Below are 22,940 nucleotides of genomic sequence, written 5' to 3'. Positions count from 1 at the left end.
TACCAACCCTTCTCACACACTTTCACATAAATAAAGAGACACCAATAAATTGGCGTCTCCAAGATATGATCAATTTGTGAACTGCTCCGCCTCTGTCGATCCAGCTAATGCTGTCGTAGAGGACTGTCCTCCTGAAATCACAAGCGACACTTCATCGAAATAACCTGTTCCGACTTCACGTTGGTGACGTGTCGCCGTGTAACCATGAACTTCAGCCGCAAATTCTGCTTGTTGTAACTCTGAATAAGCCGCCATCCCGCGATCTTTGTACCCGCGTGCAAGTTCGAACATCCCGAAGTTGAGCGCGTGGAATCCAGCGAGTGTGACGAACTGGAACTTGTATCCCATCGCACCGATCTCTTGTTGGAACGTCGCAATCTCTTCGTCTGACAACTTCTTCTTCCAGTTGAACGACGGTGAACAGTTGTACGCGAGGAGTTTTCCTGGATACTTCGCATGAATCGCTTCGGCAAATTGACGAGCCTCCGCTAAGTCTGGTTCAGACGTCTCACACCAGACGAGGTCTGCATATGGTGCATAAGCGAGTCCACGAGCGATCGCTTGTTCGATGCCGGCTTCCGTACGATAGAATCCTTCCGGTGTACGCTCCCCAATGATGAACGGGTGATCGATTGGATCGATGTCGCTCGTGATCAAGTTCGCCGCGTGCGCATCTGTCCGCGCTACAATGACGGTCGGGACACCCATGACGTCTGCCGCGAGTCGAGCCGAGATCAAGTTTTTCACAGCCGTCTGAGTTGGGAGTAACACCTTCCCACCAAGGTGACCACATTTCTTCTCAGACGAGAGCTGGTCTTCGAGGTGAACGCCGGCAGCCCCTGCTTCGATCATCGCCTTCGTCAATTCGAACACGTTGAGCACCCCACCGAATCCTGCTTCCATATCCGCGACAATCGGTGCGAACCAATGTGTGTCGCCCTTTCCTTCCGCCGTTTGAATTTGATCGGCACGTTGGAGTGCCTGATTGATTCGTTTGACGACACTCGGAACCGAGTTGGCCGGATATAGACTTTGGTCTGGATACATATGACCCGATAGATTCGCATCCGCCGCTACTTGCCAGCCGCTCAAGTAAATCGCTTCAAGTCCTGCCTTCACTTGCTGAATGGCTTGGTTTCCTGTCAACGCGCCAAGTGCATGCACGTAGTCACGCTCGTGCATCAATTGCCATAAGCGTTCCGCTCCCTTTGTCGCGAGCGTCTGTTCAATCACAATCGATCCTCGTAATTTCATAACATCTTCTACGGAATATGGACGTTCTACCCCTTCAAATCGTTCCGACTTCCAGCTATCCATCAATTGTTCGCGTTGTTTCATCAATAAACCCTCCTGTATTATATTAATTTCAATAAATTAAATTTGTTATATAACAGATAGTGCAAAATAAATGGGTTAGTCAAGGTAAGCACAGCACTCCAATGCCGCTTTGAACGTCGAGTGTTCCATTCCACAGCAACGACAGACGTTCTCTTCGTCCCGATCTTCCGGTTTGCGGAAGACGACGACTTCATCAATCGGTTCCTTCATGATTTGAAGTGATCCATCTGCCCGGTCCAAGACGAGACGCATCAAGTCGTTCCCGTATACGAATGCTGTATTCGCCAAAGAAGCTGTCGATTCTCCAGATACGATGCGGCGGACGACCCAACGTTCAATCAACTGTTCGCTTTCCATTTTTTTCGTAGTCATGATGAGGTTCCTCCTTTAAGGTTTAACTCCATAGTTTGTCGTTTCATAAATTCACGGCGACGGCGATGTAAGATCGGTTCTGTGTACCCGTTCGGTTGTTTCAACCCATGAAACACGAGTTCATGCGCAGCTTGATAAGCGATCGATTGATCGACGTTCGGTGTCATCGGTCGATAATTTGGATCTGCCTCGTTTTGTTCATCGACGACCTGTGCCATTCGATAGAGTGTGACTTCGACTTGATCTGCTGAACAGATGCCATGATGCAACCAGTTGGCCACGTGCTGGCTTGAAATACGAAGTGTTGCCCGGTCTTCCATTAGCCCAATATGATGAATGTCTGGCACTTTCGAACAACCAACACCTTGTTCGACCCAGCGAACGACGTATCCGAGCAATCCTTGCAAGTTGTTCTCGAGCTCTTCTCTGATTTCGTCTTGCGAATAGATGCGTGTCGCGAGCGGAATATCGAGGAGTTGTTGTCGTTCATTTTCCAAAGCAGGTTGCTGCATCAATTGTCGCTGCACAGCAAAAGCGTCGAGTTGATGATAGTGCATCGCATGGAGCGTCGCTGCCGTCGGGGAAGGCACCCACGCCGTTGTCGCCCCGGACCGTACGTGCGCAATCTTTTCACGCATCATGTCCCGCATCCGATCAGGCATCGCCCACATCCCTTTCCCGATTTGTGCACGGTGATGGAATCCGCTCTCGAGACCAGTCGATACATTCAATTGTTCGTATGCAGCGAGCCAAGGAGACGTCTTCATCTCTCCTTTTCGACGCATTGGTCCAAGTGTCATCGAGGAATGAATCTCATCCCCCGTCCGGTCGAGGAAGCCCGTGTTGATGAAGACGACCCGATCTTTCACTTGAGCGATACAGTTTTTTAAATTGAGCGACGTTCGTCTCTCTTCATCCATCACGCCGACTTTTAACGTATGGCGAGGAAGGCTCAATCGATCTTCCACGGCGTCAAATAAGTCGTTGGTGAATGCCACTTCTTCAGATCCATGCATTTTTGGCTTGACGATATAGATGGACCCTTCCCGAGAGTTAAGGTTGCGATGTAGATGTCGACTCGCAATCAGTGAAGTAAAGATGGTGTCTACTATACCTTCTGGTACCTCGCGACCTTCTGCATCAAGCATCAAGTCTGTCGTCATCAAGTGTCCGACGTTCCGAATGAATAAGAGCGCGCGTCCCGGGAGGACGACTTCCGCTCCACCTTTTCCGATTAAACGCTTATCCTCATTCAAATGTCGTGAGAGTCGCTTCCCGTTCTTTTCGAACGATGCTTCAAGCGTCCCATCCATGAGGCCAAGCCAATTGCGATACAGATGAACTTTGTCTTTCGCACAAACGGCTGCGACCGAGTCCTCACAATCCACGATTGCGGATAGGGCTGATTCGAGCTCGATGTCCATCAGTCCAGCAGGGTCGACTTTCCCGACCGGATGTTCACGGTCGAATTGCAGTTCAACGTGTAAGGCATGGTGCTGGAGCATCAATGTTTTCAAATTGTTCAAGTCCCCGGTATAACCGACGAAGGAATCATGTGCGAATGCGTGCTCATCTTCCCCAATCACCGCGTAGGCGACATCATCACGAACGAAGTAACGTGTCACTTCCCCGTGCGATCCTGACGGCAAAGGGAACGTGTCATCTAGAAACTGTTTTGCCAATCGAATGACTTCATTGCCGCGAATGGGATTGTATCCCGGCCCTTTTTCCGTACCGTCCGTCTCTTCAATCATGTCTGTTCCATAAAGGGCGTCGTAAAGACTTCCCCATCTGGCATTGGCGGCGTTGAGTGCATATCTAGCATTGTCTAATGGTACGACGAGTTGCGGACCGGCTTGATGCGCGATTTCTCGGTCAACATTCGACACGTCAATGTTGAAATCTTCGACGACCGGTTCGATATAGCCGATTGACGTTAAAAACGTCTCATATTCGATCGGGTCGACTTCGTCTTGCTGACTGTACCACTCCTGTAACAATCGTTCGTATGTCGCACGCTTTTCTAGAAGCATCTGATTCACTGGAATGAAACGCTCTAGAAGCGATTCAACACCTTCCCAAAAATCGTTGATTTCATGGGGTTCAAGTACGTTTGTATTCACGAATTCAAACAGCTTCTCATGAACATGGTACGTATTTAGCCGTTCGTAATGTTCCAAGCGCTCACATCCTCCTTAATCATTGTTATATATCAGTTGATTACAATATAGACTATTATATAACAGTTTGACAACCCATTTCTTAAAACTTTTTATTTGAAATCTCCTCAAGATGGGTTTACTATACATTGTGTGACCCATCAATGATTGAGTCATCAATGATTTGAGGAGGCGATGTGCATGCGAGATTCTTGCTCGCTTCGTGATCAAATTCTCTATCACATCATCACCGTACAAAAAGAATTGGGGCAATTATTCGACTCCGAAATGAACGGGCTCAGCTTAAGTCGCTATGACATTTTAAGCAACCTGTATCACGTCGGTCCATTGCGGCAACGTGAATTGCAACAACGCGTTGATGTCGATCATGCGGCTATCACCCGACACCTGAAACAGCTAGAGACACAAGGACTTATCACGCGTAGACGTTGTGAACAGGACAACCGTGTCATCTATGTCGAGTTGACAGACGATGGTCGTGAACAAATTGCACATTGGACTGAGCAAAAAGAGTGCTTAACGGACCGACTTTTTGTCAACATGAAGGTAGAGGATCAACAACAGTTATTAACATCTTTGACGATGTTACAAGATACAATTGACCATGAAAGGAAGACAACAATATGAACACTGCTACACAAAAAGACTTTATGGAGATTGTCAAAGGACGCCGTTCGATTCGTGTATACGATGAGAACGTCAAAATCTCAAAAGAAGAAATGACACAAATTCTTGAAGAGGCGACGACAGCACCTTCATCACTTAACCTACAACCATGGCGCTTCGTCGTCATCGATAGCGCAGAAGGAAAAGAAACACTCCTTCCACTCGCAAGCTTCAACAAACGCCAAGTCGAAACGTCTTCAGCGGTCATCGCACTCTTCGCTGACTATCAAATGGCAGACTACACAGAAGAGATTTTCGATACAGCGGTAGAACGCGGGATGATGCCGGCCGAGGTCCGTGACCGTCAAGTCGACATGATCAAAGGCATCTTCAAAGACGCACCGAAAGAAATGATTAAAGACAGCATCATGCTTGATTCAGGTCTCGTTGCGATGCAACTCATGCTCGTCGCACGTGCACATGGTTACGACACAAACCCAATCGGCGGATACGATAAAGCGAACATCGCGGAAGCGTTCGGCCTCGACAAAGAACGTTACCTTCCAGTCATGCTTCTCTCAATCGGAAAAGCAGCAGAAGAAGGATATCCATCAGTACGCTTCCCAGTCGACCGCATCACAGACTGGAAATAATTCAAAAGGGTACATCGCCGAGGCGATGTACCCTTTTTTTCATCCGATATATTTGACGACTTCGTTAAAGTCACGACGTGTTTTCGGGGCAAAATCGCGCGCCCGGTACCCAAATGCGACCATGACCGAAAGCGACCATTCGCCTCGTTCCATGACACCTTCTGAGATGAGCAACTCATCGATTTCCTCTTGATTAAACCCTTCAATCGGGCATGAATCAATCTCGATTTGTGCGGCCGCCGTCATCATGTTCCCAAGTGGGATATATGTCTGACGCTTGATCCATTCTTGGAAGACGCGCTCATCGTCTAATAGACGATAATCGTTCTCTTGAAACTCCTGTACCCGTTTCACGCGTTGTGCGTATTCTTCTTCCGTGCGACCTTGTACGCCCGTCACGATATGACGAATATAGTCCGCATCGTAACGCATCGCTTTCGGTGTTCTTGCGAGAATTAACACGAAGTGACTCGCAGTCAAAGCCTGACCTTGCGCTCCCCATGCGTGATCTTTAATTTTTTGGAGTAAATCTTCCCGACGGACCACGACAAACTGCCACGGCTCAAACCCGAACGAACTCGGGGAAAGACGTCCTGTCTCTAAAATGAACTCCATGTCCTCTTCTTTGATTTTACGATCCGCATCGAATGCTTTCGTCGCTTGACGCCAACGATACGCCTCTAAAATGTCTTTCTTTTTCATCGTGCTCACTCCTCCATCACCAAGATGATTCCATCATATCAAAACGATAAATCAAAAATCGCTCATGAAGATTCTTGAGGGGCAGTCGAACGGTCTGTACATAGTGAAAAGGCGTTTCGTCGTTCAAATAATGGAGATACGCATCTGCCGGGTAATACAAGATCACATCGACCGGACGGGGGGATGTCTCAACAGATTCGATGATGTTGGCAACCACTTGTCGAAAGATGTTTACCGAGAACGGATTAAAGAAGTAGAACCGATTCGCATCCGATGGAATCGTAAATTCCTCCGCGAGCCCCTGTTCCAATTGAACACTTCCTCGGGTCCGGTGTTTCTTCGTATAACTCACTAAATTTTGAAGCGCCTCTTCGTGGAACCCACCGTCCATCTCGACACCAATTGCCCGCACACGAAACGTATACGCCAAATAGAACGGCAGACGCCCCTTGCCCGAACCGAAATCCACGATGGTATCTGTGGACTCTAGCGGATACGCATCTCGAAGCAAATCGAGCGCTTCGTAAGGAGTCGGTTCATAACGGTGATATTCCGCCGACGACGGGAATCCCTGCTGAGGTTTAGCCGTCTGGATGTGTAATAGGTGCTCATATTGCTGTTCGTTCATGATGAACCTCTTTCTTGAATGGATTGGAAGAATGGATGCCGCTCCATCTCCCTCGTGAACGACGTATGCTCCTGATAGGCGACATACAATAGATAAATCGGAACCAACACTTTGAACCAGCTCGGAAGGAGAATCACGCTCGTGACCCCGAGCGGAATGAGTCGAAACCATAAATTCCGATGACTCGGCGTTCTAAAGTACATAAGGAGTGCCATCGTCCGTCTGACGGTTCCAAAGCGATTCGGTCTCGGTCGATACAAGGGACGTTTTCGCTCACTCGTCTTTTCGATGGCACCTGAGGTTGTCAGTAGCATACGGTCGAACGAGGCACGTTCACGTTCCCCAATCTCAATCTCGCGACCGATACTCGGATGTCGCGACACCCAGCCTTCCCCGACGTATAATGCAAAGGTGACCATCACGCTTCCAATCAATACACCGAGTAACACCGACTCAATCAATAGCGCATACACGCCTACGAAAGCAAGGAGTATGATCAAGAATCGCTTCGTAAGGTGGGCATGTCGGAGGCGAAGTTGATATTGAATCCACGCATGACACCAGGCAAGCAGGAAAAGTGAGGCTCCGAATGCGAGAATCTCGACAGCACTTCTTCCCTTCATGTGAAGAATCGGCGTAATCAATAAAAGATAGAATCCGTATTGAATGACATGTTGAACGAGATGATATGAAACAGAATACCATTTCAACTGTCGAATCATGCTCCGGTCAGACACGAGGATGATGTCGGCGCGCTCCACCCAGACAAAAATACGATCTTGCCACATCACCCACCCGAACAGGATTGTCCATAACAGGTAAGGTACATCACGCATCCAGTCAAAATCACCTTGCCATATACGCCAGTAGGAATAGCCTGCCCATATGAGCAGAGGGACTACCCCATATAAAAAAATCGTCCAATCGACAATCAATCGGACTGTCTTCCACTGTTGCTTCATATAACGGGAAACACGCATCCAAAATAGTCGTTTCGCAATCATCGGAGCGCCACATCTTCCATCATATCGAACAAGGTCATCCCCTCTGTTTCGAGCGCTTCCCGAATCTCTGCTTTCGTCCCACTCGCCAGCAGTTGTCCGTCATCAATCCATACGAACCGGTCACACAACCGCTCCGCCGTATCAAGAACGTGTGTGACTAGTAAGACAGCGGCTCCCCTTGTGCGCTCCGCCTCTAACAGTCGAAGTAGCTGAATCGTCGTCGTCGCATCCAACCCGATAAACGGTTCATCGACAATCAATACATGCGCTTCTTGGATGAGCGCCAATAAAATCATCGCTTTCTGTTTCATCCCTTTTGAAAATGAAGAAAGATAGTGGTCTGTCACATATTCTAGTCGGAAAAGCTGCAGCAACGCCTCTGTCTTTTCTGTCGAATTTACGCCTGTCAATTCTTGAACGAGCGCGATATGTTCCGATAGTGTCAAATAATCGTAGTAGACCGGTTGTTCCGGGATGTACGCATAGCGTTCCAACTCGACTGTCCCTTTCATCCATGGAATCGTCCCTGTCAGACAGGCAATGGTCGTCGTTTTTCCCGCTCCGTTCGACCCAATCACCCCTAAAATCTCACCTGATCGCACATCAAACGAGATGTCTTGGATGATGGGCTCGTTTATCTCGTATCCTGCCTGTTCAATTTTCACATCCACGATGGGTCCTCCTTACGAAAAAGTCGCCATCGCGGCGACTTTTATTTCACAATATTGACCGATGAAAACACAAATTTATCGTATCGATGACGGGCAAACGAATACTCGAACGGTTTCCCGTTACTTAAATAGACCACTTGCTCGACTTCGATAATCGGTTCAGTGATATCATTCTTCAAGTAAGCTTGATCGTACTCATCCGGTTTATCTGCTCGAATCACTTTATGCGAGCTTGTAATCGTATAACCCAGATCTTCTTGAATATACGCGTACACGGATTTTTCCAAAATTTCACGCGTGATTCCTGTAATGAGGTTAGCAACCATGTACGTCAATTCGATGACATACGGCTCATCGTCTACGTAACGCACACGACGTATTTCATAGACTGGTTCTGTCAGCTCAATCATGAGATGATTGGCGACTTCCTGACACGGAAACTTCACCTCAAAATTCAGGACTTCACTTCGTAACGAGCGATCTCCGATTACTTGAGTCAGCCCTCTCGTTTCTTTGCTAATCACGTTGATGCGATCTTTTTGGAAGCTCGACTGTAAAATGAATGTTCCTTTACCACGTTTACGATAAATCAGCCCTTCCATGACGAGAATCTCAAGCGCACGTTTCATCGTCATTCTGCTCACCCCAAACTCTTGGGCCAAATGGATTTCATCAGGTAATGCATGTTCTAGCGGATAAACGTGTTCAATAATTCTTTTACGAATTTCATCAGCAATGGTTTCATATTTCGGTTTTTTCTTAGTAGACATATAGCACCTCATGTATAGACATATATGTACAATATATCAAAAAAAGCTGACAAAGAGTAGTCTTTGTCAGCTTACTTCATTATTCTGTAAAACCATTAGCGTCAATCAACTGTTTAAACCAGTGCCCTGATTTTTTTACAGTACGTTGTTGCGTATCTAAGTCAATGCCTACAAATCCATAGCGATTTTTATAAGCATTGCTCCATGACCAATTGTCCATGAACGTCCAAAGATGATAGCCTTTCACGTTTGAACCCTCTTCAATCGCTTGATGCATCCATTTCAGATGTTCGCGAATGAAATCAATTCGATAATCGTCTTGGACACTTCCGTTCTCGTCACGATAACGCTCTTCACCCTCGACACCCATTCCATTCTCTGAAATGAAGCAAGGAATATTACCATAGTTTTCTTTTAGATTGATTAATATATCATAGATTCCTTTTTCGTAAATTTCCCATCCACGATAAGGATTCATTTTACGTCCAGGCATCTCATAAAAATCAAATAAGTTTTCCGGTAAGAATGGTGCGTCCGGATTCGGCAGTGATGCTTTTGCTTTCACGCGACGCGGCTGGTAATAGTTGATGCCAAGCAGGTCTACTGTATGTTCTCGAATGAGTTCAAGATCGCCTGTTTCTATCTGTGGCATCGCATCTTCAGACTTCAACACCTCTACTAATTCTTGAGGGAACGTGCCTAAAACAGATGGATCGAGGAACGAGCGATTGAACATCGCATCAGCAATGCGCGCTGCGCTCAAATCAGCTGGGTGCTGACTTCTCGGATATGAGGGTGTCAGATTTAAGATGATCCCAATTTGCCCTGATTGTCCCATGTCACGATACGCTTCGATTGCCTTCGCACTCGATAAGATCGAGTGGTACGCTACTTGGACAGCTCGCTTGAAATCAACAACGTTTGGATAATGAAAATCATATAAATATCCACCCTCTACCGGTACAATCGGTTCATTATGCGTGAACCACTTCTCGACGCGGTCACCAAACAACTCAAAGCATGTCTTCGCAAAGGTGACATATGCCTCCACGACTTCCCGTGACTCCCAACCACCTTGTTCTTGAAGCGCCATCGGCATATCAAAGTGATACAGATTGATGAACGGTTCGATACCGTTATCAATTAAGCAATTGATGACATTGTTATAAAATGTGATTGCCTCTTCATTTACTTCCCCGACACCTTGGGGAAAAAGGCGTGACCATGAAATGGAGAAACGGAACGTGTTATGCCCGAGTTCTTTCATCAATGCGATATCTTCTTCATACAAATGATAGAAGTTTGTGGCCTCTGTTGCGCTCACGCCATTGAAAAAGCGATTCGGCTCTTGCATGTACCAATAATCCCAGATGTTCAATCCTTTTCCACCTTCAAAAGCAGCACCTTCCATCTGTGTAGCAGAAGAAGCCGTCCCCCACCAAAAGTCTGTCGGAAATTGATAGGTCTTTTGCTCTTTCATTCGTGTTTGTGTCGGGTTCGTCATCTTTTATCTCTCCCTTATTTCTATTTTCTCTATTTGTTTACACTGCTTCTTGTTTATCTGTTGATTCTTCTAACTCTTTTTTCAAGTTCATGCGGTCGATAAATTTCAAGAACGGGAACCAAATCGCCAAAATAATGAAAAAGTTCACGATTTGAAGAAGACCTCCGGCAAGCGAATTCGTCGCCATCATGCCACTCAGGATCATTGGGACGGTCCATGGAACAGCGACACCCGTTGGTGGTGGGACTAAGCCTGTCGACATCGCGAAGTATGTGACCGTTACCGTCACGAGCGGTGCGACAATCCAAGGAATCATGATGAGCGGGTTCATAACGATCGGAAGTCCGAAGATGACCGGCTCGTTTACGTTGAATAGTCCAGGCCCGAGGGATAGTTTCCCGATTTGTTTCAACTGTTTCGATTTCAAGAACAACAAGATGGCCACGACGACAGCAAGTGTAGATCCGGAACCACCAAGCCCTACCGTGTAAATTTCAATGAACTGTTTACTGATAATGTTCGGAACATCTCCAGTCGAGGTATAAGCCGTCAAGTTTTCCACAGATAATGTGTTCCAAATCGGGTCCATCACCGAGTTGACGATGACCTGACCGTGGAGTCCGAAGAACCAAAATAGCTGAACGAAGAAGATTGCGATCAACGTTGGAATGAGACCATTCCCCAATGTCACAAGCGGTTGCTGAACGACGTTGAAAATGACGTCATGAAGATTCGTATTGAATAAGTTCGTCACGATGATGTTGAATGTTAAAAATACAGTCAAGGTTAATAATGCAGGAACAAGTGCTGAGAATGATTTCGCAACAGCTGGCGGTACTCCATCCGGCATCTTAATCGTCCAGTTCTTTTGAACGACAAATCGATAAATCTCACCGGACAGGAATCCTGTAATCATCGCAAGGAACATCCCTTTCGCTCCAAGGCGATCCAATGGAAGGACATTCCCGACTGCCTCTGACATACCGTCCACTTCAATCAAGAAAGGCGTTAAGAGAAGGAAAGACACGAGTGAAATCGCTCCTCCGAAGACAGCCTCGACTTGATAACTTTTCGATAGATAATACCCGATACCGAAGACGACAAAGATAGACATAATCCCCATCGTTGCAGATGGTGCGTTCCCAAGTGATGTTTTAAATACACTGAGTGTACTCTCGGACATGAAACGGTCGAGGAACGGCAGGTTTGCAATGACGACGATGATTGACCCAAACATGGTAATTGGGAAAGCGAGCATGAATGCATCTCGCAATACTTGTAAATAGCGACTGTTGTTTAAATAGGTCGCCATCGGCATGAGCAGTTTACTGATCATGTTGAACATCTTATTGTCCTGTGGCATATGATTCACCCTTCTTGATTAGGATTTACAATCTTTTGTTCGACCATTTCGACCAAACCCGCTGTCAAATCAAGCATCGTTTGCGTAGACATTAAATGGTCCTCTGCATGAAGAAGCAATAAAGAGACGTCTGTTTTTTCTCCATTCGCTTCTCTTTGGATTTGTGAAAAGTGTGTTTGATGTGCTTCTTTCAATTGTCCACGTGCCTCATCAATCTTTTCTTCGAACGTTTCATAAGAACTCGTTTTATACAGTTGAATCGCTTCCTGAATCGTACTTCTCGCATTGCCACTGTGCAAAATCATCATGAATGCCATTTGCTCCAAGGTTAACTCGTCTACCTGTTCCACGTTGTTCACCCCATTAATTTCATCGCTTGTTCGTATGCAGCTTTTCCATTCGCCGTGCCGTATGCCATCATATCGATTACTTCAATCGGTGTTGATGTTTGCGCTTTCAATTTATCCAACAAGAAACGCATTTGTGGACCAATCAAAATCACATCTGCCTCGTCCATCTCGGTTACGACCTGATCTTGACCGACTGCCCAAATCTTCGCCTCATCCCCGATTGATGTGGCATGATCTTTCATCTTCGTTACAAGTAAACTCGTCGACATCCCTGAACTACACGCTAATAAGATTTTCTTCATGTGTCCTCACTCCTTATTTGAAATCGATTACACGTTTTATTATACACATGATTTATTTCATGTCTATACTTGATTTATACTTTGTTTAGTTTTTAAATTCATAAGTGTATATTAAATTTACGGGAGGACAGGATATGAGCGCTATTCTTTTAAAGCCACACTATCAACAGCGACTTTGGGGAGGGGAGCGTCTGAAGCAATTTGGTTTCGATTTCAATGACCCTTCGATTGGTGAAGCTTGGACGGCTTCTGCATTAGAAAAAGGTAGTTCAACCGTTGTTTCCGGACCTTACGTTGGTCTTTCTTTGCGTGAACTCTATCAACAACATCCAGAGTTGTTTCAAATTAAAGCGGACGTGTTTCCGTTACTGATTAAATGGATTGATGCGAACGATGATTTGTCTATTCAAGTTCATCCTGATGATTCGTTAGCGGAACAACTCGAAAACGAATCATATGGAAAAAATGAATGTTGGTATATTCTCGATGCTCCAGCAAATGCGACACTCATTTACGGTCACTCCTATGCCACCTCAGAAGACTTCAACAAAGCGCTTGAAACAGGCGATTTGGAAAACGGCTTGATACGAAAATCGATTCATACCGGTGATTTTTTCTATGTCCCTGCTGGAACGGTCCATGCATTGACAAAAGGGGTATGCGTACTGGAAATTCAACAAAGTTCGGACACAACCTATCGTCTATACGATTACGAGCGACTGGATGTGACGACCGGTCGTCCACGTGAACTTCACGTAGAGAAGGGCATTCTCGCTTCTTTCGTCCCTCACCTTGGCTATAGTGAACCAATCCGTCAACTCGATCACTTTCGAACACGTTTGACGAAGAATCCATTCTTCTTCGTGGAAAAATGGCATGTTACAGCGAAAGAAAAGATTTCGACCGACACGTTCCGGTTACTATCTGTCGTGCAAGGAACATTAATCATTGATGAGATGGAAATACCTACGGGAGGTACACTCCTTCTCCCGGCCAATGAGTCGTTCTTGATTGAGGGAGAAACGATTTGTCTAGTGACTGGTGTTCCTTCCGATGAAAAACAAGCTGTTCGAATCGGGATTGATTTAGGAGGGACGAACACTCGGATTGCGGCTGTTTCACTCAAAGGTGAAGTACTGAAACAACTCACCTTTAACACGCAGCCTCAACTTCCTTTCGAAGAGGCACTACAATCTATTGAGACTGCGATTCATCAATTCAATGTTGAATTCGATATCCGGCATGTCGGGATTGTAGCTCCCGGTCCACTCGATTTGAAACAAGGGATGTTTTTAACGCCTCCAAACCTTCCGAATTGGCACAATCAAAAAATCGTTGAGCCTTTAACACAGCGCCTCGACTTTTCTGTCACCCTTGAAAACGATGCGAATGCGGCAGCTCTCGCAGAAGCCAAATTTGGGGCAGGAAAAGGATTCGATGCTGTTTTTTATGTAACAGTCAGCACTGGAATCGGTGGCGGTTATGTCTATAAACATCAAATCATTCGAGGGGCGAACGGCAGTGCCGGTGAAATCGGAAATATGATTATCCGTTCGAACGGACCAGTTCATCCCGTATTGAATCAAGGCTCTCTCGAATCACTGGCAAGTGGAACAGCACTCATGAATCGTGCAAGTGAAAAAGGATATACAACTGTCCCATCGCTACTATTAGATGAGGAGTACCGCCATTACTTCGTCGAGGAATTAGCTAGTGGATTAGCCAACATCATTCATACCGTCGATCCTGATGTCATTGTATTAGGGGGCGGCGTCATGTTGTCGGCCTCATTATTTTGGAACGAATTACAAGAAGCCGTCTCGAATAAAATGTATCCACATGCTAGTGGAAAAACGCGTCTCTGCCTCACTCAATTGTCAGGAGATGCGGGCGTGATCGGCGCCGCCTTTGTCGAAGCATAATGCGATTTGAAAAAACGGACGTTCAACGTGAATGTCCGTTTTTTCGTATACAGACATATGAAATGAATCAAGATTATACTTTGCGAATCATCTACAGTTTCTTTTCTAGCTTGAGTGAGATTCGTTTACTTTAGCGTGGTAACGTGAAATGATAATGATAACAACTCTTTAAAGTGAGGTGACGGTGTGTCTACCACGGAGTACGAACAAGCGACATCTATTTTGCATCACCTCTTTACCGCCTCTTCCTTTGTGGGAATCGATTTCGGTTCCGGCCCGAATCATCATCTCCTCTATTTCAGCCGCCAAGGACTGGAATCTTGGATCTCCATCGAGGGACCTTGGCATGTCCATGCCACACAAGATACATTTGATGAAGGCGAACAACTCGAACAACTCATGCGACTCCGTCGTGAACGCATCCATCACGTACGACTCGGAGACGAGCATCCGCATCTCGAACTTCAATTCGAATCCGGTTCTCTACTATTCATCAACGGATACCAAGAACACTTTGAGTGCTGGCAAGCAGGAGACGCGAGACCACTTGGTGGAGACGCCTATCTGTTGGTCGCGATGCCACAAGGGGAGCTCGCAATCTTTGCGGATGGAGACGACGAATGAGCACATGGGTGGAAATTATTATGTATATGTTGATTGCTGGGGGCATTAGTCTCGCGATCATCTTATTGCGAAAAATCACGAAAGCATGAAAAAAGCGGCCTCGGCCGCTTTTTTCATTTGACTGATTCTTCTTCGTATAAGCTCGCACCTTGTGAACGAATCACATCTTGGTACCAGAAGAACGATTCTTTCCGTTTTCGCTCTAACGTCCCGGTACCATCGTCATGTCGATCCACGTAAATGAAGCCGTACCGTTTGCTGTACTCACCTGTTGAGGCACTCACCAAGTCAATACAACCCCAACTCGTATAGCCCATCACTTCAACCCCATCTTCGATGGCATCCATCATCCCTTTTAAATGGTCGCGCAAGTAATCGATTCGGTAGTGATCATGAATCGTTCCGTCCGACTCGATTTGATCATATGCACCTAATCCGTTCTCAACGATGAATAATGGAAGCTCATAACGTTCATATAATTTGTTTAAAATGACACGGAGTCCCGTCGGATCAATTTCCCATCCCCAGTCGCTCGCTTGTAAGTATGGATTCTTGACACCGCTCATGATATTACCTTCCGCCTCATCCTGACCTTTTTCAGCCTTTTCAGTGCGCGACATATAATAACTGAGTGAAAAGAAATCCACTGTATTCTCTTTGAGGATATCAAGGTCGCCATCCTCCATGGCGAGTTCAATGCCATTCTCTTCGAAGAAGCGTTTCGCAAAGCTCGGATACTTCCCGCGTACGTGAACGTCTCCGCAGAAGAAGTTCATCATCCGCTCCGCATCATGTGCATACCAAACATCATCCGGGTTCGAGCTGTATGGATAAACTGGAGCCGCGATGAGCATACATCCAATTTGCATCGATGGGTCGATCTCGCGTGCTGCTTTCGTCGCGAGTGCACTTGCAACCAGTTGGTGATGAAGTCCCTGATACGTCAGTTGTAATGTGTTTTCTTCTTCTCGGACCGCAATGCCTAGGCTGAGCATTGGCATGAATTGAGCGCCATTGATTTCGTTAAACGTCAACCAATATTTGACCTTCCCTTGATAACGTTCGAATAAGACGCGACTATATCGTTCAAAATAGGTGACGAGACGGCGGTCCCGCCAACCCCCATAATGTTTTGCAAGATGTAGCGGCATCTCATAGTGTGAAATCGTGACAAGTGGTTCAATCCCTTGTGCGACCAACTCATCGATGACACGATCGTAGAATTGAAGACCTTCCTCATTCGGTTGCGTTTCATCCCCGTTCGGAAAAATTCGTGACCAGGCAATCGACATACGGAACGTCTTGAATCCCATTTCTTTAAAGAGGGCGATATCTTCTTTATAGCGATGATAGAAATCAATGCCTTCATGGTTCGGATACGAATATTCCTCATGTAATTCAAAATCGAACGTCGGGTCATGAATGATTTTCATTCGCTGTTTCCCACCAGGCATCACGTCAGCAATCGAAAGACCTTTCCCACCTTCTTGGTAACCGCCTTCTAACTGGTTGGCCGCAGTGGCCCCGCCCCATAAAAAATCACTTGATACTTGTTTCATCTTGTCTCCTCCTTTGTTATACAATGACGCGCAATACGCCATGATTCGCTTCTACCGCTCCTGTGTAAGTTGGTAATACGTCTAAATAATGATCGGTATTCGTGACAATGATCGGCGTGATCGTGTCATACCCTTCCCGGGCGATGGCATCCATATCGAATCGGACGAGCGGATCTCCTTCTCTCACTTTCTGTCCATCCGTCACAAGCGTTTCAAAATACTTTCCGTTTAGTTTCACCGTGTCTAAACCAATATGAATCAACACCTCAACACCGGTATCAGACCGAAGGCCAATTGCGTGTTTCGATGGATAGACCGTTACAATTTCACCATTGAACGGGGCATACACTGCGCCTTCTGAAGGCATGATGGCAATCCCTTTCCCCATCGCCCCACTCGAGAACACTTCATCACGAACCGTTTCAAGCGACACGACTTCCCCTTTTAATGGAGCCGAGACCGGAAAGCCTACTTGCTCAGATACAGACTGGGCGACCTCTTGTTCCTGCGACTCGACTGTCACTTCTTCTTTGTGAAACACCATCGTCAAAGCGAGTGCAATCACTGCCGCTACCGCCATTCCGATAAATGCGCCGTAAAAGGCTAAATCGACACCCGTTGCCGGAATCATGACCGGGATACTGAAGATTCCGAGTCCTCCCATCGCATAGGCTGCTGTACCGAAGAGACCACCAATGACACCACCTGCCGCTCCACCAATCATCCCGAAAACGAATGGCTTCTTACGAGGTAATGTTAATCCATACATCGCCGGTTCTGTGATTCCGAAGACACCCGCAATGGTCGAGGAAGTCCCTAACCCTTTCACTTTTGGATTTTTCGCCTTTAACGTGATTGCTAAAACAGCACCGACCTGACCAAATGTGGCCATCAATACACCGACAACGATTGTATCCATACCGACAACCGATAAGTTGTTGATGATGATTGGCACAAGTCCCCAGTGAAGTCCGAACATGACGAGCACTTGCCAGAACGCACCGATGAATGCGATGGCGATTGTCGGGCTCAAGTCATATAAGAACGAGTATCCGTTCGCTAATCCTTGACTCGCATATGTCGCAACTGGTCCAATGGCTAAAAAAGTCAACGGGACAACAAGTAACAATGCCATCATCGGCGTTGTGAAGTTTCGGACGGCCTCATGTGTATGGCGGTTGAAGAATGTTTCTACTTTTGAAGACACATATGTCGCCAAGATAATCGGAATGACCGAAGACGCATAACTCATCAAGACGACTGGTACATTGAGAAACGTTAACGACTCACCAGCCCCTTGTATCGCGACAATCGACGGATAAACGAGCGCCCCCCCGATGATCATCCCAATATACGGGTTCCCACCAAATTTCTTCGCGGCCGAATGTCCCAAAATCACCGGAAGGAAGTAAAACAGTGCGTCCGCTGCGGCATTTAAGACGACATACGTTCCCATCTCTTGTGTCAATAATCCGAGCGCAACGAGAATCGCAAGCAATCCTTTCAAAAGACCACTACCTGCCATTGGTCCGAGAATTGGCGTAAAGATTCCAGCGATTACATCAATCAATCGGTTGAACACTCCTGATTTTTCTTCATCATCAGTCGAAGATGTCTGGAAACCACCAACCTCGACAACCTCTTTGTAGACGTATGGTACATTGTTTCCGATTACGACTTGAAACTGTCCACCACTTTGAACGACGGTGATGATGCCATCTTGTTGTTTCAATGTCGCCGCACTCGCTTTTGATTCATCCTTTAGTTTGAAGCGTAACCGCGTTGCACAGTGAAAGACGCTCTTGACGTTCTCCTTACCACCGACATGCTGCACAATCGTTTCTGCCAGTTGTTTATATTGTTCCACTTTGTTCACTCCTCATCATTTTAGGTAAAAAGAAAAACCTAAATCACCACACAAACAATTGTGTAGTCATTTAGGTTTGGCCTGCATCATCAGTAACCATCCTTAGGATCGACGTTCTTTCATTAAGTTTTCGATATGAATCATCATGTACAGCCGTTCGTCCATCGATACATCGTAATGATATTTCGTCGCAATCAACCCGGCGATCTTTTCGACACATTCAAATGCTTCTGGATATCTTTGCTTCACCATCAGGAACAAAGTTTCGTCACCCGTTGATTTGACCTTCTCCCCAGATGCGAGACGCTGCACAAAATATTTTAGATGGGTCAAAAAGCGTGCATAAGCGTATGATTCCTCGTCCAATTCGATTTGAAAGTGATACGTGATGATCGTCAGAATCGCTTGCGTAGCTCTCGTCATCTCGGTGACGAGATGAAGATTCTCACCTTTAACACCAGACATCGTCGCATTGACAAGGTGTAAGGCGATTGCCACTGCCTCGTCCTCATCAAGTTTGACCTCATGTCGCTCATTGATCAGGTTAACCGCTTCTTTCCCGATAACGAACTCTGGGGCATAAAATCGTTTCACTTCCCAAACGAGAGGATTTCGAATTTGGATTCCATCTTGGTACCGACTGAGTGCAAAATGAAGGTGGTCAGCCAGCGTCACATATAGTGAGTCATGGATGGGTTGGTCCAATCGCTGTTCGGCCAATCTGACAATCTGCTTCACCGTTTCCATCTCAGCTGTCGGCATTTCATTTAAAAAGTGAACGAAACGCTCATAGCTCTCTTTACTCTCGAGCGTAAAGATTTTTTCGATTCGTGTCTGATCGATCTGATCGCCCGGTCGTTTTTGAAACGCAATCCCACGTCCCATCACGACCTGCTCTTGACCGTTCGCATCGATGGCTACGACATTGTTGTTGAACACTTTTGAAATATGCATGGTCTCCTCACCTCGCTCTCATTCAACTGAACTGAAAAGAAAAAAACCTAAATTCACACCAGAGTCCAACATGGAGTCATGGCATCAATTTAGGTTTTGCCTGCATCACCAGTAACAATCCCAAAGTGGATTTTCTTCTTTTCGATATAAGCATACTCCCTAGAAATCTTGACGTCAACATAAAAATAAAACGCTTACATCGTGACCGTTTTATTCATCAAACAAGATTCGTTGCATGCGTTCTGGCGCCTCTAAATAGTCACGCATAACCCGTACATGCTCCAAATCGTCAAACGCCGTCGGGGATAGCCCGGTCTCTACTTGCAAAATGACCGCGCCTGGATATGACATCAAGATGGGTGAGTGACTCGCGATGATGAATTGACTTCCGGATTGTACAAGTTCATGCATACGCGCGAGCATGGTCAGTTGTCGCATCGGTGACAATGCGGCTTCTGGCTCATCCAAAATATAGAGCCCTCTTTCACGGAATCGATGCAACATGAGAGAGAGGAACGCTTCACCGTGCGATTGTTCATGAAGGGAACGTCCGCCGTATGACGCATAAAACCGTTCAGGATCAAGCCCTGATTTCGCCATCTCATCCACATAACTCGATAGTTGGTATGCTGTCTCGGCACGTAAGAAAAAACCATCTTTCGGTCGATACGGACCACGAATCGGACGCAACGCTTCATACAAGGAACTATGCGTCGCCTCTGTTTCAAATTGGAAGGACGGTGCTCCGCCTTCTGGATTGAAGCCTGCCGCTACAGCCATCCCTTCAATTAAAGTCGATTTTCCACTCCCGTTCTCTCCGACGAGAAACGTGACCGGATGATGAAACGTCAGTTCATCGAGGGTCTGAAAGATTGGTAGCGAGTATGGGTATCCTGTCGAACGAATGCGTTCTCTCTCTAACCGTATCCCACGTAAAAATAAAGTCATGTCCATTCGATCCAAAATGTCGCCCCCTTATGTGAATCGACCCCGTACGAGAATCCTTGCGCTTCAAGTAAGAGCTTCGTGATGGCGAGACCTAAGCCATGACCATTTGAACGATCACCCTTCACATACATATCCCAAATCGAATGCCCAATGGAAGGGTCAATCCCGTCCCCTTCGTCTGTCACGGACAGTCGATGTGGTGTCAGTTTGATGGTAATCTTTCCGCCAGTAGGGCTCGCCTCATACGCATTTCTAATGAAGTTCGAGAGTACCCGTTCCATTGCGAGTCGATCAGCTTGAATCGATACCGGTTCGAGTTGTAAATCAAGCGTCACATCTTTTTGTCGGAACCACTCGGACATGCGTGACGTCAATCGACGAATCAAGTCATCTAGTTGAAGCGACTCCATTTCGAGCGGAATCGTATCGGTGGACAACTTTGAATATTCGAGCATCTGATTGACGAGTCGATCAATACGATCTACTTCCTCGGTAATACTTTTCCCTGTCATAGAAACCTCTGACGCCTTCACAACACCTAGCTCCAACATTTCTGCCTCGTTTCGAACGATGGCGAGCGGTGTACGCACATCATGCGTCACTCCGGAGATAAATGATTTTTGGAGTGCTTCTTTTTCTTGAAGTGATTCGTTCATTTGACCGACCGTAACGGTCAAATCTCCAATCTCATCGTTCGTCACATTCGGAAGTGTAATGTCGTGTCGCCCTTCCATAATCGAGGTAGTCGCCTGTTTTAATTCCACAAGCGGTTGCGTGAGTCGACGACTCATCCAAAACGTAACACCGATGGCAACCAACAGTGCCAGAATAAACCCACCCGCTAAGATGAGATAGATTTGTTGGAACTGTGGATTTGAAAACGGCACCGGGCTGTACGTCACGATTTGGACGTCCCCTTCTTCTTGTAAGTACGTTAAGAAACGGGTTCCATTCACACTCACTTCGTCTTGAACTGCTAAATCATTCGGATCGAGGGTAATCGGCATCATGCGGTGCATCCGACCACCCCGCTCTAGCTCGATGCGTTGCCCGTCTTGAAATAAAAGTACGTCTAATTGACCTGGAATCCCGCGTCCTTCCTGAATGGCTTCATATACAATCGCCGCCTCGCGCTCCAATTGTGCATACGTCTCATCTTCTGCGAAACGTCCGATTAATAAGGATGTGAGTCCGAAGGTCAAAACCGCCATCACAGCAAGCGGTAGGATAGCCGTCCATAATAGTTTCTTCATCAGACGGTTCATGACAGTCCCTCTAATCGATAACCGACCCGGTGAACGGTCTTCAGCTGTTCTTTTAATGTCGGTGATTTGTCACGTAATTGCTTGATATGGGTGTCGACCGTACGCGTATCTCCGACAAACGTATAATCCCATACATCGTCGAGCAGGCGGTTCCGATCTAACGCCTCCCCGACGTGCTTCCATAAGTACAAAAGCAATTCATACTCTTTGTTCGTCAGTCGGAGCGGTTGCCCGTTCTCTTGTACCATCCTCGACTTGATGTCAATGGTGAGTGCCCCGAATTGAATCAAATCAGTCTGTTTCACGAGACGTTTCAAACGAATCTCCAACTCTTTCAAGACAATCGGTTTGACTAAGTAATCGTCCGCCCCGAGTTCCAATCCAAATACACGGTCATCCGCCTCACCACGTGCGGTCGTCAAGATGATGGCGGGCGATGGTTGTTGCGCTTTTAATGTCGGGATCAAGGTCCAACCTTCCCCGTCAGGCAAACGAACATCTAATAACACCGCATCAAATCGTTGATGTAGCTGTCGCTTCGCCTCACCGAGAGTCGTCGCCACGGTCACATCAAATCCGGCATACGTTAAAAAACGAGACATGCCGTCCGCCAGTTTTTGTTCATCTTCCACAACGAGTACGTTCATCTCATATCGCCTCCACACCCATTATATCGCACACATCGAATGTCCCACCGTTTCCCAAAGACAATTTGCAGAAATCTTGCAACTCCCTCACAACTTTCCTCACCTTCAGATCTACACTTGGAGTATCAAAAGGAGGAGATACACATGAAATCAACGAAACTTGCAATCGCCTTGGCGGGTCTTTTAGCCGTCTCGGGCACTGGCGTATATGCCGCGACGAATGATACAACAACAGACGAATCGACAACGACAGCATCCACCCAATGTGAACGCAGCGAGCGAGGTCCTGGTATGTTCGGTGATCGGGAAGCAGGTCATGCCGCTCTCATCGAAGCGCTTGGTTTAACGGAAGAGGAAGTGGACGCTGCACGTGAAAACGGACAGTCACTTCCTGAACTCGCGGAGGAAAAAGGCATTTCGATTGAAGCATTCATCGATGCCATCATGACATCGCATGAAGAAAAACTGGCGACCGATGTGGAGGAAGGAAACTTGACGCAAGAAGAAGCCGATCAAATCCTTGCGGATCACGAAGAGCGTTTTGCTGATGTGACAAGTTATGATGACTTAGAAGATGCTCGCGGTATGCGCGGCGGACGAGAAGGTGGTCGCCATGGCCACGGTCACGGACCGCATCATGACGATGCTTCAACAGAGAGCGACAGCAACGTAGAGAATCAAAGTTCAAGCTTATAAGTCAAAAGGCAGCCA

The 22,940-nt window shown here is 46.6% G+C and carries 23 protein-coding genes; 5 read left to right on the top strand and 18 right to left on the bottom strand.

Going from position 1 to position 22,940, the window contains the following annotated elements:
- Positions 1 to 69 precede the first annotated feature (69 nt).
- The 3 genes from aceA to KNO87_RS10260 all read right to left on the bottom strand — a co-directional run bounded on the left by aceA (position 70) and on the right by KNO87_RS10260 (position 3,890).
- Positions 70 to 1,338 carry an isocitrate lyase gene (aceA, locus tag KNO87_RS10270; RefSeq protein WP_214795989.1) on the bottom strand — a complete coding sequence of 423 codons (1,269 nt, stop codon included), beginning with the start codon at positions 1,336 to 1,338 and terminating at the stop codon, positions 70 to 72.
- 75 nt (positions 1,339 to 1,413) lie between these two features.
- The gene (locus KNO87_RS10265) at positions 1,414 to 1,710 is read right to left on the bottom strand and encodes a hypothetical protein (protein WP_015880380.1); all 297 of its coding nucleotides are present in this window, start codon (positions 1,708 to 1,710) and stop codon (positions 1,414 to 1,416) included.
- Positions 1,707 to 3,890, bottom strand: coding sequence for a malate synthase G (locus KNO87_RS10260; protein WP_214795987.1), 2,184 nt, complete (start codon positions 3,888 to 3,890; stop codon positions 1,707 to 1,709). Before KNO87_RS10260 ends, KNO87_RS10265 begins: the two co-directional genes overlap by 4 nt.
- 180 nt (positions 3,891 to 4,070) lie before the next feature.
- Here KNO87_RS10260 and KNO87_RS10255 point away from each other — a divergent pair, with 180 nt between their 5' ends.
- Together KNO87_RS10255 and KNO87_RS10250 are read left to right on the top strand one after the other, a co-directional pair.
- A complete protein-coding gene (locus tag KNO87_RS10255) occupies positions 4,071 to 4,517 on the top strand; it encodes a MarR family winged helix-turn-helix transcriptional regulator (RefSeq protein WP_214795985.1) in 447 nt (148 codons plus the stop codon).
- A complete protein-coding gene (locus tag KNO87_RS10250) occupies positions 4,514 to 5,149 on the top strand; it encodes a nitroreductase family protein (RefSeq protein WP_015880377.1) in 636 nt (211 codons plus the stop codon). The genes KNO87_RS10255 and KNO87_RS10250 overlap by 4 nt, the downstream gene beginning before the upstream one ends.
- Positions 5,150 to 5,188: 39 nt before the next feature.
- Here the strand turns inward: KNO87_RS10250 and KNO87_RS10245 are convergent, their stop codons facing one another.
- From KNO87_RS10245 to KNO87_RS10205, 9 genes are all read right to left on the bottom strand, one after another.
- Positions 5,189 to 5,851 (bottom strand): NAD(P)H-dependent oxidoreductase, encoded by a 663-nt coding sequence (locus KNO87_RS10245; protein WP_015880376.1) that lies wholly within the window; start codon positions 5,849 to 5,851, stop codon positions 5,189 to 5,191.
- A 16-nt stretch (positions 5,852 to 5,867) separates the two neighbouring features.
- Complete coding sequence (locus tag KNO87_RS10240) at positions 5,868 to 6,479, bottom strand: class I SAM-dependent methyltransferase (RefSeq protein WP_214795983.1); 612 nt, start codon at positions 6,477 to 6,479, stop codon at positions 5,868 to 5,870.
- Positions 6,476 to 7,483: an ABC transporter permease gene (locus tag KNO87_RS10235; RefSeq protein ID WP_214790178.1), complete on the bottom strand. Its 1,008-nt coding sequence runs from the start codon at positions 7,481 to 7,483 to the stop codon at positions 6,476 to 6,478. The genes KNO87_RS10240 and KNO87_RS10235 overlap by 4 nt, the downstream gene beginning before the upstream one ends.
- Positions 7,480 to 8,154, bottom strand: a complete 675-nt coding sequence (locus KNO87_RS15520; RefSeq protein ID WP_214795981.1) for an ABC transporter ATP-binding protein — start codon at positions 8,152 to 8,154, stop codon at positions 7,480 to 7,482. Before KNO87_RS15520 ends, KNO87_RS10235 begins: the two co-directional genes overlap by 4 nt.
- Positions 8,155 to 8,195: 41 nt before the next feature.
- The gene (locus KNO87_RS10225; protein WP_074035076.1) at positions 8,196 to 8,924 is read right to left on the bottom strand and encodes a GntR family transcriptional regulator; all 729 of its coding nucleotides are present in this window, start codon (positions 8,922 to 8,924) and stop codon (positions 8,196 to 8,198) included.
- Positions 8,925 to 9,003: 79 nt separating this feature from the next.
- Positions 9,004 to 10,404, bottom strand: coding sequence for a glycoside hydrolase family 1 protein (locus KNO87_RS10220; RefSeq protein WP_214796195.1), 1,401 nt, complete (start codon positions 10,402 to 10,404; stop codon positions 9,004 to 9,006).
- 61 nt (positions 10,405 to 10,465) lie between these two features.
- Positions 10,466 to 11,773: a PTS cellobiose transporter subunit IIC gene (gene celB / locus KNO87_RS10215; protein WP_214796193.1), complete on the bottom strand. Its 1,308-nt coding sequence runs from the start codon at positions 11,771 to 11,773 to the stop codon at positions 10,466 to 10,468.
- 23 nt (positions 11,774 to 11,796) lie between these two features.
- The gene (locus tag KNO87_RS10210; protein WP_041917964.1) at positions 11,797 to 12,141 is read right to left on the bottom strand and encodes a PTS sugar transporter subunit IIA; all 345 of its coding nucleotides are present in this window, start codon (positions 12,139 to 12,141) and stop codon (positions 11,797 to 11,799) included.
- Positions 12,142 to 12,146: 5 nt separating this feature from the next.
- Entirely contained in the window at positions 12,147 to 12,443 is a 297-nt protein-coding gene (locus tag KNO87_RS10205; RefSeq protein WP_015880368.1) for a PTS sugar transporter subunit IIB, read from the bottom strand.
- 134 nt (positions 12,444 to 12,577) lie between these two features.
- Between KNO87_RS10205 and KNO87_RS10200 the strand changes: the two genes are divergently transcribed.
- On the top strand, positions 12,578 to 14,365 hold the full coding sequence (locus KNO87_RS10200) for a type I phosphomannose isomerase catalytic subunit (protein WP_214795979.1): 1,788 nt from the start codon (positions 12,578 to 12,580) through the stop codon (positions 14,363 to 14,365).
- 186 nt (positions 14,366 to 14,551) lie between these two features.
- A complete protein-coding gene (locus tag KNO87_RS10195; RefSeq protein ID WP_214795977.1) occupies positions 14,552 to 14,989 on the top strand; it encodes a hypothetical protein in 438 nt (145 codons plus the stop codon).
- A 113-nt stretch (positions 14,990 to 15,102) separates the two neighbouring features.
- On the opposite strand, the gene KNO87_RS10190 is transcribed toward KNO87_RS10195, so the two are convergent.
- The 6 genes from KNO87_RS10190 to KNO87_RS10165 all read right to left on the bottom strand — a co-directional run bounded on the left by KNO87_RS10190 (position 15,103) and on the right by KNO87_RS10165 (position 22,229).
- Complete coding sequence (locus tag KNO87_RS10190) at positions 15,103 to 16,548, bottom strand: glycoside hydrolase family 1 protein (protein WP_214795975.1); 1,446 nt, start codon at positions 16,546 to 16,548, stop codon at positions 15,103 to 15,105.
- 16 nt (positions 16,549 to 16,564) lie between these two features.
- Positions 16,565 to 18,415: a beta-glucoside-specific PTS transporter subunit IIABC gene (locus KNO87_RS10185; protein ID WP_214795973.1), complete on the bottom strand. Its 1,851-nt coding sequence runs from the start codon at positions 18,413 to 18,415 to the stop codon at positions 16,565 to 16,567.
- Positions 18,416 to 18,517: 102 nt separating this feature from the next.
- Complete coding sequence (licT, locus tag KNO87_RS10180) at positions 18,518 to 19,369, bottom strand: BglG family transcription antiterminator LicT (RefSeq protein ID WP_214790168.1); 852 nt, start codon at positions 19,367 to 19,369, stop codon at positions 18,518 to 18,520.
- A 210-nt stretch (positions 19,370 to 19,579) separates the two neighbouring features.
- On the bottom strand, positions 19,580 to 20,323 hold the full coding sequence (locus tag KNO87_RS10175; protein WP_214796191.1) for an AAA family ATPase: 744 nt from the start codon (positions 20,321 to 20,323) through the stop codon (positions 19,580 to 19,582).
- Entirely contained in the window at positions 20,314 to 21,582 is a 1,269-nt protein-coding gene (locus KNO87_RS10170) for a sensor histidine kinase (protein WP_214795971.1), read from the bottom strand. The genes KNO87_RS10175 and KNO87_RS10170 overlap by 10 nt, the downstream gene beginning before the upstream one ends.
- On the bottom strand, positions 21,579 to 22,229 hold the full coding sequence (locus tag KNO87_RS10165; protein WP_214795969.1) for a response regulator transcription factor: 651 nt from the start codon (positions 22,227 to 22,229) through the stop codon (positions 21,579 to 21,581). Before KNO87_RS10165 ends, KNO87_RS10170 begins: the two co-directional genes overlap by 4 nt.
- Positions 22,230 to 22,373: 144 nt before the next feature.
- On the opposite strand from KNO87_RS10165, the gene KNO87_RS10160 reads away from it, so the two are divergent.
- Positions 22,374 to 22,925, top strand: coding sequence for a hypothetical protein (locus KNO87_RS10160; protein ID WP_214795968.1), 552 nt, complete (start codon positions 22,374 to 22,376; stop codon positions 22,923 to 22,925).
- The last annotated feature ends 15 nt before the right edge of the window (positions 22,926 to 22,940 follow it).

The organism is Exiguobacterium sp. s34 (assembly GCF_018617435.1).
Classification (GTDB): domain Bacteria; phylum Bacillota; class Bacilli; order Exiguobacteriales; family Exiguobacteriaceae; genus Exiguobacterium; species Exiguobacterium aestuarii.
The sequence above is the reverse complement of the archived record's forward strand: the minus strand, read 5'-3'. Positions and strand labels throughout refer to the sequence as shown.

Excerpts from the sequence above, each read along its gene's own strand:
- KNO87_RS10220 (WP_214796195.1), bottom strand. The coding sequence starts at position 10,404 with ATGAAAGAGCAAAAGACCTATCAATTTCCGACAGACTTTTGGTGGGGG.
- KNO87_RS10190 (WP_214795975.1), bottom strand. The coding sequence starts at position 16,548 with ATGAAACAAGTATCAAGTGATTTTTTATGGGGCGGGGCCACTGCGGCC.
- celB (WP_214796193.1), bottom strand. The coding sequence starts at position 11,773 with ATGTTCAACATGATCAGTAAACTGCTCATGCCGATGGCGACCTATTTA.
- KNO87_RS10200 (WP_214795979.1), top strand. The coding sequence starts at position 12,578 with ATGAGCGCTATTCTTTTAAAGCCACACTATCAACAGCGACTTTGGGGA.
- licT (WP_214790168.1), bottom strand. The coding sequence starts at position 19,369 with ATGCATATTTCAAAAGTGTTCAACAACAATGTCGTAGCCATCGATGCG.
- KNO87_RS10240 (WP_214795983.1), bottom strand. The coding sequence starts at position 6,479 with ATGAACGAACAGCAATATGAGCACCTATTACACATCCAGACGGCTAAA.
- KNO87_RS10205 (WP_015880368.1), bottom strand. The coding sequence starts at position 12,443 with ATGAAGAAAATCTTATTAGCGTGTAGTTCAGGGATGTCGACGAGTTTA.
- KNO87_RS10170 (WP_214795971.1), bottom strand. The coding sequence starts at position 21,582 with ATGAACCGTCTGATGAAGAAACTATTATGGACGGCTATCCTACCGCTT.
- KNO87_RS10250 (WP_015880377.1), top strand. The coding sequence starts at position 4,514 with ATGAACACTGCTACACAAAAAGACTTTATGGAGATTGTCAAAGGACGC.
- KNO87_RS10160 (WP_214795968.1), top strand. The coding sequence starts at position 22,374 with ATGAAATCAACGAAACTTGCAATCGCCTTGGCGGGTCTTTTAGCCGTC.
- KNO87_RS10265 (WP_015880380.1), bottom strand. The coding sequence starts at position 1,710 with ATGACTACGAAAAAAATGGAAAGCGAACAGTTGATTGAACGTTGGGTC.
- KNO87_RS10235 (WP_214790178.1), bottom strand. The coding sequence starts at position 7,483 with ATGATTGCGAAACGACTATTTTGGATGCGTGTTTCCCGTTATATGAAG.
- KNO87_RS10225 (WP_074035076.1), bottom strand. The coding sequence starts at position 8,924 with ATGTCTACTAAGAAAAAACCGAAATATGAAACCATTGCTGATGAAATT.
- KNO87_RS10245 (WP_015880376.1), bottom strand. The coding sequence starts at position 5,851 with ATGAAAAAGAAAGACATTTTAGAGGCGTATCGTTGGCGTCAAGCGACG.
- KNO87_RS10175 (WP_214796191.1), bottom strand. The coding sequence starts at position 20,323 with ATGGACATGACTTTATTTTTACGTGGGATACGGTTAGAGAGAGAACGC.
- KNO87_RS10255 (WP_214795985.1), top strand. The coding sequence starts at position 4,071 with ATGCGAGATTCTTGCTCGCTTCGTGATCAAATTCTCTATCACATCATC.
- aceA (WP_214795989.1), bottom strand. The coding sequence starts at position 1,338 with ATGAAACAACGCGAACAATTGATGGATAGCTGGAAGTCGGAACGATTT.
- KNO87_RS10165 (WP_214795969.1), bottom strand. The coding sequence starts at position 22,229 with ATGAACGTACTCGTTGTGGAAGATGAACAAAAACTGGCGGACGGCATG.